At 54.4% G+C, this 13,591-nt stretch carries 12 protein-coding genes; 8 read left to right on the forward strand and 4 right to left on the reverse strand.

Translation table 11 applies throughout. The features are described 5' to 3' along the window. Window positions 1-2: 2 nt before the first annotated feature. The gene (locus TH468_RS20505; RefSeq protein WP_085646305.1) at window positions 3-779 is read right to left on the reverse strand and encodes an ABC transporter ATP-binding protein; all 777 of its coding nucleotides are present in this window, start codon (window positions 777-779) and stop codon (window positions 3-5) included. Window positions 780-1,076: 297 nt separating this feature from the next. Here TH468_RS20505 and TH468_RS20510 point away from each other — a divergent pair, with 297 nt between their 5' ends. Both TH468_RS20510 and TH468_RS20515 read left to right on the forward strand, forming a co-directional pair. Beyond that, window positions 1,077-1,967 (forward strand): SMP-30/gluconolactonase/LRE family protein, encoded by an 891-nt coding sequence (locus TH468_RS20510; RefSeq protein ID WP_085646306.1) that lies wholly within the window; start codon window positions 1,077-1,079, stop codon window positions 1,965-1,967. Between the two features lie 175 nt (window positions 1,968-2,142). Further along, window positions 2,143-3,708, forward strand: a complete 1,566-nt coding sequence (locus TH468_RS20515; RefSeq protein ID WP_246832397.1) for a YbaY family lipoprotein — start codon at window positions 2,143-2,145, stop codon at window positions 3,706-3,708. Between the two features lie 88 nt (window positions 3,709-3,796). Here the strand turns inward: TH468_RS20515 and TH468_RS20520 are convergent, their stop codons facing one another. Then, window positions 3,797-4,303, reverse strand: coding sequence for a GNAT family N-acetyltransferase (locus TH468_RS20520; RefSeq protein WP_085646308.1), 507 nt, complete (start codon window positions 4,301-4,303; stop codon window positions 3,797-3,799). An 11-nt stretch (window positions 4,304-4,314) separates the two neighbouring features. Beyond that, window positions 4,315-5,448, reverse strand: coding sequence for a type III PLP-dependent enzyme (locus tag TH468_RS20525; protein ID WP_085646309.1), 1,134 nt, complete (start codon window positions 5,446-5,448; stop codon window positions 4,315-4,317). A 600-nt stretch (window positions 5,449-6,048) separates the two neighbouring features. On the opposite strand from TH468_RS20525, the gene TH468_RS20530 reads away from it, so the two are divergent. From TH468_RS20530 to TH468_RS20540, 3 genes are all read left to right on the forward strand, one after another. After that, window positions 6,049-7,275, forward strand: coding sequence for an SLC13 family permease (locus tag TH468_RS20530; RefSeq protein WP_085646310.1), 1,227 nt, complete (start codon window positions 6,049-6,051; stop codon window positions 7,273-7,275). 11 nt (window positions 7,276-7,286) lie between these two features. Continuing rightward, window positions 7,287-7,700: a DUF3830 family protein gene (locus TH468_RS20535; RefSeq protein WP_085646344.1), complete on the forward strand. Its 414-nt coding sequence runs from the start codon at window positions 7,287-7,289 to the stop codon at window positions 7,698-7,700. Window positions 7,701-7,792: 92 nt separating this feature from the next. Then, window positions 7,793-8,386, forward strand: a complete 594-nt coding sequence (locus tag TH468_RS20540) for a DedA family protein (RefSeq protein ID WP_085646311.1) — start codon at window positions 7,793-7,795, stop codon at window positions 8,384-8,386. Between the two features lie 60 nt (window positions 8,387-8,446). Here the strand turns inward: TH468_RS20540 and TH468_RS20545 are convergent, their stop codons facing one another. Further along, window positions 8,447-10,093, reverse strand: coding sequence for a U32 family peptidase C-terminal domain-containing protein (locus tag TH468_RS20545; RefSeq protein ID WP_085646312.1), 1,647 nt, complete (start codon window positions 10,091-10,093; stop codon window positions 8,447-8,449). A 271-nt stretch (window positions 10,094-10,364) separates the two neighbouring features. Here TH468_RS20545 and TH468_RS20550 point away from each other — a divergent pair, with 271 nt between their 5' ends. The 3 genes from TH468_RS20550 to TH468_RS20560 are packed head-to-tail and all read left to right on the forward strand — an operon-like array spanning window position 10,365 to window position 13,571. Beyond that, window positions 10,365-10,859, forward strand: coding sequence for a MarR family winged helix-turn-helix transcriptional regulator (locus TH468_RS20550; RefSeq protein ID WP_210402276.1), 495 nt, complete (start codon window positions 10,365-10,367; stop codon window positions 10,857-10,859). A gap of 16 nt (window positions 10,860-10,875) precedes the next feature. Beyond that, entirely contained in the window at window positions 10,876-12,021 is a 1,146-nt protein-coding gene (locus TH468_RS20555) for an HlyD family secretion protein (protein WP_085646314.1), read from the forward strand. Beyond that, window positions 12,018-13,571 (forward strand): DHA2 family efflux MFS transporter permease subunit, encoded by a 1,554-nt coding sequence (locus TH468_RS20560; RefSeq protein ID WP_085646315.1) that lies wholly within the window; start codon window positions 12,018-12,020, stop codon window positions 13,569-13,571. The genes TH468_RS20555 and TH468_RS20560 overlap by 4 nt, the downstream gene beginning before the upstream one ends. Window positions 13,572-13,591 lie beyond the last annotated feature (20 nt).

Raw genomic sequence — 13,591 nt, forward strand, 5'->3', positions numbered from 1 at the left:
TCCTAGGCTATGTAACTGACATAATGAGTGGATTCCGGCAAGCGGATCACACCTATTTCGGTTTGGAAAATATCGCGAAGCGTATCGGCTTGCATGAAGTCGGCTGCTGTGCCCTGCCAGCACGTTTGGCCGCCGCGAAGTGCGAGGATATGATCGGCAAACCGTCCGACCATGTCGATATCGTGCAGAACGGCAATCACGGTAAGGCCGATTTCGGATTTAAGATTGGCGACAAGTTGCAGGATGTCGCGTTGATGACCGACATCAAGGGCGGATGTCGGTTCATCAAGCAACAGAACCGGGGCATCCTGGGCAAGCAGCATGGCGAGCCAGACACGTTGGCGTTCCCCACCCGAAAGACTTGCGACAAAGCGGTCGGCAAATTCGGTGACGTGGGTCATTTCCATGGCACGGTCGATTTTTTCGTGATCTTCCGCGCGATATCGGCCAAAGGCACCGCGCCACGGATATCGGCCAAAGGCAACCAGTTCACGGACACTGAGATGGGCTGGGACAATCGGGCTTTGCGGCAGATAGGCGACCTTGCGGGCGAAATCGCGTGTGCTGTGGCTATCAAGGATTTGCGTATCTAGCGTGATCTGGCCGGATGCCGGTTTGTTTTTGCGGGCGAGCAATTTCAAAAGCGTGCTTTTGCCCGATCCGTTATGTCCGACAATCGCGCTGAATTCGCCTGTCGGGAAGGATATCGATATATCGCCAAGCAGCGTTTTCGGGTTCTTGCCTTCGCTTTGGAAGGAGACATTTTTCAGATCGAACATTGGGCGGAAACTCGCAAGAAGTCGGTGCCGATACGAAATGACGGATTATATCCGGCAAAGCAGGCAACTGAATATGAGAATGCCTATCAATAACCAAATGAAAATGCAACCGAGTTGCGATTGCGAACCATGGTTTGAGTCAATCATCATACAAAATGACTTTTCAGTTTCCCCCTTTCGCGATAGCAATAGACATAATGATTTCCCTGCGCCGGATCGTGGCTTGATGGCCGACTGGTTTGCATTAAAGGGACAGGTTAAAACGGGGGAACCCCGCCAGAATCTCAGGGAGATATTATGTCCAAAGTTAAAACGGTCCTGCCAAATCTGCGCTGTACGCTGGGCGAAGGACCGCATTGGGATGTCGAGGATGGTGTCCTTTATTGGGTCGACATTGTCGGTAAAACAGCATTCGCCTTGCGCCCGAGCGATGGCGGATCGCGCAGCTGGACTTTCAATCAGTCAGTATCGGCGATCGTGCCTCGCACGAGTGGCGGGCTGTTGGTGGCCTTGGCCGACGGTTTGGCGTTTCTGGATGCCGAAAGTGGACAGACCATGCCGTTTGTTGCCCCAGATGCAGACCACCCCGGCAATCGGTCGAACGAGGCGCGTGTCGATCCGGCAGGGCGGTTCTGGCACGGGACCATGCAAAACAATATTGGCCCGAATGGCGAAGACCTGCCCGTTACGGTTTCGACGGGAACTTTGAACCGGGTCGAGCCGAGTGGCGATATCAAACGCTTTGTTGCCGATATCGGGATTTCCAATACGTTGCTGTGGTCGGCTGATGGCACAAAGATGTTCTTTGGCGACACGATCAGGAACACGCTTGATGTCTATGATTTCGATATGGCGACCGGTGTGCCGTCAAACCCGAAACCGTTCTTTGGCCCGCAAGCGCGCGGGAATATGGATGGATCGGCAATGGATGCGGATGGCTATATCTGGAACGCGCGTTGGGGGGGACGTTGCCTGATCCGGTTTGCACCCGATGGATCGGTGGATCGTATTGTCGAATTGCCGGTTACCCAGCCGACCAGTTGTGTTTTTGGTGGCCCGGATCTCAAGACGCTTTATATCACGTCAGCATCCGTTGGGCTGGACGGCAATGGTAACGATCTTGAAGGTGCTTTGTTGTCGATTGAAACCGATGTGGCGGGGCAGGTTTGCAACCGCTTTGCCGGTTAGGCAGGTACTGGGTTCCATGGTGTCAGGCGGTTTTGCCGCCTGAGTGCCGTAATGAAATAACATAACTTTAATCAGTAATTTTGCCGCTTTTTGGCCTTGGTTTTCTTGTTGTTTGCGGTCACGATTGCGAACGGGGGACTACACCCGATAAAAACACGAGCAAACTGAGGCCATAATGAAACTCTCTTCATGGATTTGGGGAAGGTTGCAGGCGGTATTGATGATCGGGCTTTTGGCTCTGGTCACGGGCTGTACCGGACTGCAATCCAATCAGGACCGGGTTACCGGCACCGTCGTTTTCCGCGAAAGAATTGCCCTGGCACCAAACAGTGCAAATCTTGTCGTGCGACTTCTTGATGTATCAAAAGCCGATGCGCCGTCGATGGAAATTGCATCCATAACCCATCCGGCGACCAATCCGCCGATGGTATTTATCCTGCCCTATGATGCCAAACAGATCGATCCGCGCCATCGATATGTGATCGAGGCAAAGATCGAGACCAAGAATGGCGATCTTCTGTTTCGCAATGATCAGGCATATCCCGTGCTGACCAATGATGCGCCCGATGATGTCGAAGTGATGGTCAAACGCGCCGGGCCGGGATCAGCGGCCGCCGCGCGCAATGGCGGCAGTTCGGATGTTGAACGCGATGTTGCCGCGATCGAGGCACGCCTGCCTGATCTCCGGATGATCCCGGGCAGTTATAGTGCCGGGGACAGCAAGGCGACATTCAAGGCCTATGTCACTACCGATGGGCAGCCTGTCTATGTGGAGGAACATCGTGATCTTGGGGATTATGGCAAGTCGGATGTCAAATTCTATTATCGCAATGGCAAGCTTCTGCGATTTGTTGAAGATGCCAATCGCATGAATTTTGGCGGAGCAAGTGACGGTGATGTGCTGAACTTTACGCTTAATCTTGATTTTGCCATGGGCCGCTTTGCCGGGGGATCGAAAACCGTCAATGGCGTACCTGGCACCCCGGACGAGCATGAAGTCAGCGGGGCGATGGCGCAAAGCAAGGTCGCATTAAGCCGGATCGAGGCCGCCCTTGGTGAAGCTGCAATGGCACCGGTTACCGGGCGCCAGACTTTTGTCTGCGAGGATAAAAGCCGGTTCTATGCTACTTTCGAGGGGCGCAAGGGCGAGGCGGTTATTGAATTTCTTGGCCGTGAGCCGCTTGTCCTGAACATCAAGCGGACCGGTTCCGGGTATGAATATGCCAACGAGATGTATTCAATTCGTGGCAAAGGCCAGGAAGCGATCTGGACCGGGCCGAGTGGTTCGACCAAATGTGCGGTTTCTGCCGAAATTACCGGGCTTGCACTTGCCCCCGGCGATTTCCCGGTCGTCGATATCACGGAGCTTGAAAAACCGGAAAATCCGGAATGGACCCGTTTCATCAACGAACTGATGCCAGCAATCAATTCCTGCCTTGCGGTATCAAGCGGTGATCTGACGTCGGTTCTGAAAGCCTGGCCGTTGAACCATGGCATGGTCGGCGTTCGCACGATAAACAGCAATGGCGGGCGCTACGACTGCCTTGCGCCGACCGACGGGCTTGGCGAAGTTCATACCGAACTGGTCGAGGCCAACACCAACCGCCTGCCCGGGGAGGGCAATGTACGCTTCACCCCGGCAAGCGGGGCCTATCCCGGTGGGGAATGCTTCAGCCACCAGCGGCTTGAACATAACGGCATCTTTATCGGCTGGCTGTCGCGTAACAACTGCACGAGCTGATTGCCGAAAGTCCCTAACAGAAAAGCCCCGCAGCACTGGCTGCGGGGCTTTTTTCATCAAATCACGGTCGTTTAATCAATATGCCAACTCAATGTGTCATCTGGCCGGTTCCCCGAAGGATGCCCGTGGAACCCGAAAGGGCATCACCATTGCCAAGATTGATGCCAAGGAACCGGTGGCGATCAAAATGTCCGGGCATCAAAAGCCCGTTGGCAGGGGCCGCATGGAAGCCGAAGCGCGCGTAATAATCCGGATCACCGACCAGCAGAACCGACTTGTGCCCGGTTGACTGTGCGGCATTCAGTGCCGCATACATCAAACCCGCACCAACGCCCGAGCCGCTATAGGCCTTTTCAACCGCAAGCGGCCCCAGCAACAGCGAAGACCCGCTGTGACCGGCTTTGACATTCCACAACCGGACTGTTCCGATCATGTGTTTGCCGTCGTGGGCGACAAACGCCAGACCGTCAGCCGGAAGGCGGCCACGGCGCAGCAATTCAGACGATTTCTGAAAGCGCGACGGACCCATGACGCGATCAAGCAGCTTTTCACGTTCGACGTGCGAAAGGCTGTTTTCGCGATCAATCACGATCATCGATGAGATCCCTAGATCACATAGGCGGTCAGCGGTGCGAAACCGTTGAACGCCACCGAGGCATAAGTGGTGGTATAGGCACCGGTTGCTTCGATCAGAACCTCGTCACCGATGGTCAGTGCAATCGGCAGATCGTAGGGTTTCTTTTCGTAAAGCACGTCAGCCGAATCACATGTCGGACCGGCAAGAACGCACGGTGCAACATCGCCGCCGTCATGGATCGTGGTGATCGGATAACGGATCGCTTCATCCATGGTTTCGGCAAGGCCGCCGAATTTACCGATATCGAGGTAAACCCAACGTACCGGATCATCGGCATGTTTACGCGAAATCAGAACGACTTCGGCTTTGATCACGCCGGCATCGCCAACCATGCCACGGCCCGGTTCGATGATGGTTTCGGGCATGTGGTTGCCGAAATGTGTGTGAAGCGCGTCGATGATTGCTGCACCGTATGCTTCGGTTGCCGGAACGTCGCGCAGATAACGGGTCGGGAAACCGCCACCCATATTGACCATGCGAAGGACAATGCCCTTTTCGGCAAGGGTGCGGAAAATCGACGAGGCTTCTGCAAGGGCTGTGTTCCAGGCATCAAGATTGCACTGCTGCGATCCGACATGGAAGGAAACGCCGTATGCGTCCAGACCCATGTGATGGGCATGCTGAAGAACTTCAAGCGCCATGCTCGGCGCGCAACCGAATTTGCGCGACAGTGGCCATTCGGCACCTTCGCCATCGGTCAGGATGCGGCAGAATACACGCGAAGCCGGGGCTACACGGGCAATCTTTTCGACTTCTTCGACGCAATCAACGGCGAACAGGCGAACACCCAGCGCGTAGGCACGCGCAATGTCACGTTCCTTTTTGATGGTGTTGCCAAACGAAATACGCTCCGGGCTTGCACCTGCGGCCATCGCCATTTCGATTTCAGGCACGGATGCAGTGTCGAAATTGCTGCCAAGATCGGCAAGCAGGCTCAGAACTTCCGGTGCCGGGTTTGCCTTGACCGCATAGAAAACACGGGAATCCGGCAGGGCACGGGTGAAGGTTTCGTAGTTGCGCTGAACCACGTCAAGGTCGACAACCAGGCACGGACCTTCCGGTCGGCTCTGGGCGAGAAAATCGATAATACGCTGCGTTGCCATTGGGGCGTTCTCCCATTCCACGATATGGCAGCTTGCGGTACCTGATGCGTTTAGGCGCGGTGGAGGCGCAGTAACGCGGACTACCGACAGGCTGATAAGCTCCGGTGCCTACCGGAACTTGCGAAACTTTTTGCCTCGCTATGGATGGGAGTTTCCCGTCCGCACGTAGGGCAATGATGGTGTGCCTCTTCAGTGTCGGTGGTATTTGGACAACCACCTGAGACCAAAAAAGCCCTACACCGTCGTTGCTTTAAGTAAGTCCTACAGGGTTCCATCTAGCAGGACCACCACAGGCACGTGCGACTTTGGGCAAGTCGCGATGTACGCCTGTTGAACCTCGCGTGCAAGTGAAATTTTATGGCGTTTTGTCATGAGACAACCGCAGAAACGTCGAACAATTCATGTTGCTTCGCACAAAGTGGCGCGAATGGCCGGTTTTTGGATTGGCAAGAACGTGATTTATCGGATTTCAACATGGGGCATTGCAATTTGTGCATATCCCGCAGGGTGCCCGAGATGAGATTGACCGCGTCCGATTACCAGAGTAGCGATAAATAACAGGCGGCTATTGTGCGCCGAATTTAAACAGGATGGCACGGATTGGATTGGCTGGTTGTTGCCGTATTTGGCGGGGTCTATATCGGCATGGCGCTGGGGCGTTGGCCGGGGCTTGCGATCAATCGCACGGGGATTGCGCTGATCGGGGCGCTGGTCCTGCTGCTAAGCGGGGCGGTTGACGGGGACGCGGCACTCACATCGGTCGATTTCGCGACACTTTCGGTTTTGCTGACATTGATGGTGTTGTCTTCGCAATATGCTGCCAGCGGTTTCTTTGACTGGATCGGCAACCGGATCACCCATCTTGATTTGACCCCGCGCGGGCTTCTGGCGGGGGTAATTGCGATTTGCGGCGGCCTGTCGGCGGTGATGACCAATGATGTTGTCGTCTGGGCGGTGACGCCGATCCTGATACGGGGTGTAATGGCGCGCCGTCTTGATCCGCGTCCCTATGTGATTGCCGTTGCATGTGCAGCCAATGCCGGATCGGCCGCGACCCTGATCGGTAATCCGCAGAACCTTATGATTGCCGAATTCGGGCAACTTGATTTCACAGCCTTCCTTCTGGCGTGCGGTGTGCCTGCCCTGATTGGACTTTTGATAGTCTATGGCGTGATCGCCTATGGTCCGATGACGCGGGCCGCGTTTGATCCGGTGCCAGATGGCTCGGCACTGGACGAAGGCGGCCCGATCAAGCTTGACCGCCCGATGCTGATCAAAGCGGTGGCAGCGACGATTGCGGTAATTGCGATCTTTATCTTTGTCGAAGACCGCGCCCTTTGGTCATTGCTGATTGTGGCTGTGCTGTTGCTTAGCCGAAGGCTTGGTACTGATCAGGTATTGGGGCGGGTCGACTGGCATTTGCTGGCCCTGTTTTGCGGGCTGTTCATTGTTACCGGGGTAATGGCCGGGGATGACGCGATTGCTACCTTTTTCCGCGATGCGCTTTCAGGGATTCGGATTGATAACCCGGCGGTGCTGGCCACCCTTTCGCTTGCGGGAAGTAACACGATTGGTAATGTGCCGCTGGTGATGATGTTGCTGTCTCTTGGCCCGGATTGGACGCCCAAACTGTTGCACGGGCTTGCGGTTTTCAGCACATTGTCGGGCAACTTTTTAATTGTCGGTTCGGTCGCCAATATCATTGCGGTCGAACAGGCCCGCGCCGCCGGTATTACCATCGGCTTTGGCGATTATGCCCGGGTCGGCATCCCGATTACCCTGATCAGCCTTGCGTTTGCGTGGGGCTGGATCATGATGTTTGTTTGAATGGATTTATGATGACCAAGATTAAAATCACTGCAGGCCCGTTTACCTTTGACGGTGTACTTGAAATCGCCAAGGCGCCGCAAACCTGCAAGGCGTTCATGGATTGCATGCCGTTTGAAAGCAAAGCCGTCCATGTCCGCTGGAGCGGCGAGGGTGTCTGGATGCCGCTTGGCGATTATCAGTTCGGCATTGGTTATGAAAATCACACCAGTTTCCCGGCACCGGGCCAGATTATTCTGTATCCCGGCGGCATCAGCGAAACCGAAATACTGTTGGCCTATGGCGGTGTTCATTTCGCATCGAAAGTCGGGCAGCTTGCCGGCAACCATTTCATCACGATTACCAGCAATTTTGATGACCTTGAAAAGCTCGGCAAGATGGCGCTTTGGGAGGGGGCACAACCGATCCGGTTTGAGATGGCGTAATAATATTCAGGGTGTGAAGCGGCACACTCGCTTATGAGGCCAGCCTGATCTAGAACACTTTTTATCTTTGGGACAGGCAGGCGAGTGCGGACGTGTTTGAAACAATCAATCTTTGGATTCAGGATCACCAGCAACTGGTCTATAGCCTGATCTTTACCTACTGCGTGAGCAAGGCCAGCATCCTGCCAGTTTTTGTCGGTATCTTTGTCGTGTCCGAAAGTCTTCTGATCGGTCCATCCATGATCGCGATGATTTCCGGCGCATTTGTCGGGGACATGGTAAGGTTCTGGCTGGGCCGGAAATATGGCGATGCGATTGTCAGAAAACTGCCTGACTCGTTTTCAAAATGGCTGGGCAAAACCATGCGCCTGTTTGAGCATTATGGTGTCGCCTACATCATGCTGTGTCGCTATCCCAACACCATCCGCTCTATCAGTGTGTTCCCGGTCGGAATGAGCTCAATGTCGTTTATGCGGTTTCTGCTGCTGAGTATCGCATCGATCCTGATTTGGATCGGGTCGTTCTTTGCACTTGGATATGTCTTGGGCGAGGGGATGTCGGAACTGTTGGAACGCAATCTGACGCTGCTTAGCCCTATCCTGCTGATTGTGTTTCTTGGGCTTGGCTGGTTTGGTCTTCGTCGGATCGACAAGCTGGAGCAACAGGCCGAAAAGGCCATCAAGTAGCCCAAAAGAAAACGGCAGCCACATTGGGCTGCCGTTCCTGTATCCGGGCTTTGTGAATGCCTATTCAGCGGCAATCGTCTTGCCGTCTTTTTCCAGCATTTCACCCTGTTTGCGTTTGGCAAGGATTTCACGCGCTTTGGCATAGCTTTCATCGTGCCAGAAGATCAGGCAGCCGTTACAACCACGGCCGCAGCATCCTTTGGTGCCGACGCGCGGGGTACGGAAAGAGCGTTCTTTCTGGCGGTCATCAAGGGCGGTCTGAAGTGCTTCGCGTTTGGCGTCATAGCGTTCTTCGTTGCCTTTGCCCATTTCGATCTTGTGGCCTTCTTGATCAAGTTTCAGGCGTTGCCATTCGTCTTCGGACAGGGCCTTTTCCTTGCGCACGATGGTCATCGGCAGGATTTCACGCTTCAGGAATTCAGGATCTTCCTGTTCAAACAGGGAGAACGGAAGGCGGATGCGCGGATGGGTGTTGGCATGGACCGCTTCGCCGACCTTGCCGGTTTTGGCATCGATGAATTCATACATGCGGATGAAAATGGTCTGGCGCGAACGCGGCGGGACGATTTCAATGACGTCACCGGGCAGCATGCGGTTTTTGACCGACATGATGAAGGCGTCGTCTTCGACTTCCTCGATCATCCCGGCAAATTCCCAATCGGACACATTGGTATTGCTGTCATAGCCATGTGCATAATTGGTCAGGCGGCCATCATGAAACGCAAGGGTGTAGCCCCGGTTCGGGATGGTTGCCAGTTCCTTCATATATTCTTCGGCTGACCAGTTTTCCGGATCCTTGTACCAGTCATCAATTGCCATGCGATAGGCACGTGCAACAAGGCCTGCGTAATAGGGGCTTTTGCCACGGCCTTCGACCTTGAGGCTATCGACACCGATTTTCAGGTAATCTTCGAGCTTCGGCATGATGCAAAGATCGCGCGAGTTCAGGATATAAGAGCCACGTTCGTCTTCCTGAATTTCCATCAGTTCGCCCGGACGCATGTCTTCTTCAAGGAAGAAGTCAAACATTTCGAGGTTTTCCTCGGTCAGTTTGAGTTCCTTGACCGTGCCGTCCTTGATCTTCATGTGGACTTTGTATTTCCAGCGGCACGAATTGGCACATGCCCCCTGATTGGCGCCGCGTTCGGCCATGAAGTTCGACAACAGACAGCGCCCGGAATAGGTCATGCACATCGAGCCATGCACGAAGGCCTCGATCTTGATGTCCTGGCATTTGGCGCGAATTTCGGTGAGTTCCTCGTAGGAAACCTCACGGCCCAGAACGACAAGCTTCGCCCCGATGCTCTGCCAGAATTTGACCGACTGCCAAGAACATACGTTTGCCTGTGTCGACACATGGAGGTCAAGTTCCGGGGCATGTTCACGGACAAACATGAAAACACCGGGATCGGCAACGATCAGCCCGTCCGGGCGGACCTTGCGCACGGTGTCGACATATTCCGGCAGCTTGTCGATATCCTTGTTATGCGAGAACAGGTTCAGCGTCAGATAAACGCGAACGCCATGTTCATGGGCAAATTCGATCCCTTCGACCACATCTTCAAGCGATATCTGGCTTTTGACCCGAAGCGACAGGTCGGGCGTGCCCATATAAACCGCGTCAGCCCCATAAAGGACGGCGACTTTCAGTTTTTCTAGCGAGCCGGCGGGCATCAGCAATTCGGAACGGCGCGATTGATTACTCATCACTTGCGGGTCTTTTCTTTGGGATACGGGAATCTCTCTGTCCGTCGGGATTCCATGACCCGGCGGTAAATTTGCGCGTGTCATATCACAATCGTACAACGCTTGCCGATCAAAATCGCACATTTCACCGCAATTGCAAAGCAGACCCGATGACCGGCAGCCATGAATGGCTTGCATAAGGGATGTGAAATTATATGACTTGTGGTCATTTGTGAATTTAATATATATTACTTACTATATATCAACCGATCTACTTTGACAGAGGCACCCATTGGCGTCTTTTAGCGATCCAAAACAGAATATCGGCTTCCTGATGAAGGACGTGACCCGCCTGATGCGGCGTAATTTTATGCGTCATGCTGGTGATTTCGGCCTGACGCAGGCGCAGATGCAGGCCATGGCCTATGTCGCGCGCAAGGAAGGCATCCGGCAGGTGGCTTTGGCAGAAATGCTCGAAATCCAGCCCATAACGACGGCGCGTCTGATCGACAAGCTGGTCGAGGAAGGGCTGGTTGAACGCCGTCCGGACCCCGATGATCGTCGTGCGGTGCAGCTTTATGTAACCGCAAAGGCAACCGAGTTGCTGGAACGGATCATGGTTGTTGCGGCATCTGCCCGCGAAGAGGCGATGATCGGTATTACGCCGGAAATGCAGGAAATGCTGATTTCCGTTCTTGGAAAGATGCATGAAAACCTGATGGCGGCCGAACCGCCACAGAAAAGGCCCGAAAGCGCCCCCACCAAAACGAAAAAGTCAAAAGACTGAAGCAAGGCCCTGTATCATGACCGAGAAAAATGAAAATGTTGGCGCATCTGCAGGTAACGAACAGAATGTTGCCAAACGCAAGAAGCGCTGGTTGCGTTCCGTATTGCTTCTGGCCGGACCACTTGCGGTGATTGTCGGCGGGGCATACTGGTATTATTCCGGCGGGCGGTTTGTCGGTACCGAAAATGCCTATATCCATGCCGATATGGTTGCGATCAGTCCTCAGATTGACGGACCGATCAGCGAAATCCTGATCCATGAAAACCAGCGGGTGGAAAAGGGAGACGTCTTGTTTCGCATTGATCCGCGCCCCTATCAGATTGCAGTTGAACGCGCACATGCCAACCTTGCCGCCACTGCGCAGGAGATTGAGGCGCTGAAGCAAAGCTATGAAGAGCTTCAGGGCAGTCTTGAACTGGCGAAGATCAATCTGGATTTTGCCAAAAAGAAATATGACCGGCAGGCGGCATTGCGCAAAAGCAATGTCGCGTCGCAGGCATCCTTCGATGAAGCCCAAAATGCGCTTTTGGCAGCAAAGCAGCGCATCGTCCTTGATCAGCGGGCGATGAAAACCACATTGGCGAAGCTCGGCGGAAATTACGACACACCGATTACGGATTTGCCGCAATATCAGCAGGCCAAATACGCGCTTGATCAGGCCGAACTTGATCTTACCCATACCGAAATTATCGCCCCGTTCCGCGGTGTGATTAGCAACAAACCCGAAGAAGGTGCCTATGCCAAGGCAGGGCAGGCTATGGCGAGCCTTGTTTCGAGCGATGCCGTCTGGATTGATGCCAATTTCAAGGAAGTTGATCTGACTCATCTTGAACCGGGACAGGAAGCCGAGATTTCGGTCGATGCCTATCCGGGCAAGGTCTGGCAAGGTGTGGTTCATTCGGTTGCCCCGGCCACCGGTGCAGAATTTTCCGTGATTCCGGCCCAGAATGCGACGGGCAACTGGGTGAAGGTCGTGCAACGGGTCCCGGTGCGGATCGCCGTTGACATTGAAAATGGTGGTCCTGAATTGCGGGCTGGCATGAGCACCGAGGTCGAGGTGGATACCCATCACAAACGTGAACTGCCGGCCTTTGCCGCCGTCGCACTTGGCTGGATCGGGATCAATCAGGCCGAAGCTGGTACCGAAGGGGCCGTGCAATGAATGCAGCCGCCACGGCGGCCAGCGAGACCAAGCCGCTTGAACGCGGTCTGACCACCGTTTCGATCATGCTTGCGACGATCATGCAGGCACTTGATACCACTATTGCAAACGTTGCCCTGCCGCATATGCAGGGTAGTATGGCCGCCACCCAGGATCAGATTTCCTGGGTGCTGACATCCTATATCGTTGCCGCGGCTATTATGACGCCACCGACAGGCTTTCTGGCGTCACGGTTTGGTCGCAAGAAGCTGTTTCTGGTGTCTGTCACCGGTTTTACCATTGCCTCCATGTTGTGCGGGGCGGCTGTTTCCCTGCCGGAAATGGTTGTGTTTCGCTTGTTGCAAGGTGCATTTGGTGCCGGGTTGGTTCCGCTGTCGCAGGCAGTTTTGCTTGATACATACCCCAAGGAAAAGCATGGCTCGGCCATGGCGATGTGGGGCATGGGTGTGATGCTTGGCCCGATCCTCGGACCGACACTGGGCGGGTATTTGACCGAGTATTACAATTGGCGCTGGGTGTTTTACATCAACCTGCCCGTCGGTCTTTTGGCCCTTGGCGGGATCATGGCCTTTGTGCCCGAAACCGATAAACGAAAAGGGCTTTCATTTGACTGGTTCGGCTTTGCGTTGCTGAGCCTTTCGATTGGCGCGTTGCAGATGATGCTTGATCGCGGGGAAAGCCAGAACTGGTTTTCGTCGTCGGAAATCCTGATTGAAACGGCCTTGGCGGCGGTGTGCCTTTATATGTTCATCGTACATATGTTTACGGCCAGAAATCCGTTTCTGGAGCCGGGGCTGTTTGCGGACCGGAACTTTGTTATCGGGTTGTTCTTTATCTTTATCGTCGGTGTGGTGTTGCTTGCGACATTGGCATTATTGCCGCCATTTTTGCAAAATCTGATGGGATATCCGGTGGTGACGGCAGGGATGCTGCTTGCGCCGCGCGGGGTTGGCACGATGATCGCCATGATGCTTGTCGGGCGGTTGATCGGCAAAATCGATATCCGGCTTCTGATCCTGTTCGGTCTGTTCATGACAGCCTTGTCACTTTACCAGATGATGGGCTTTACGACCGAGGTCAGCGAATTCACGATCATCCGCACCGGGATCATTCAGGGGATCGGGCTCGGCTTTATTTTCGTGCCGCTCAGCACGATTACCTTTGCCACCCTTGATCCGCATTACCGTACCGAAGGTACGGCGATGTTCAGCCTGATGCGCAATATCGGATCAAGCATCGGCATTTCAGTGATGACCACGATGCTGACGCAGAATACCCAAGTGATGCATGCAAGCCTTGCCGCGACCCTGACGCCATTCCGGATGGCGTTGCAAAGCCCGTGGCTGCCCGAAACTTGGGACTGGCAGAGTGCGACCGGTGCAGTCACCCTTAATCAGGTTGTGACAGCTCAGGCCAATACGGTTGCCTATCTGAATGATTTTCAGGCGATGATGTGGATCGTGATTGCAGTGGTGCCCTTGCTGCTTTTGATGCAGGGGCCAAAGTGCAGGGCGCCGTCTCGTGACGAGCATATGGAAGTTATGGAATAGGCCAAATCAAGCCCCCTGCG

It is taken from the genome of Thalassospira sp. MCCC 1A03138 (assembly GCF_002115785.1).
Classification (GTDB): Bacteria; Pseudomonadota; Alphaproteobacteria; order Rhodospirillales; family Thalassospiraceae; genus Thalassospira.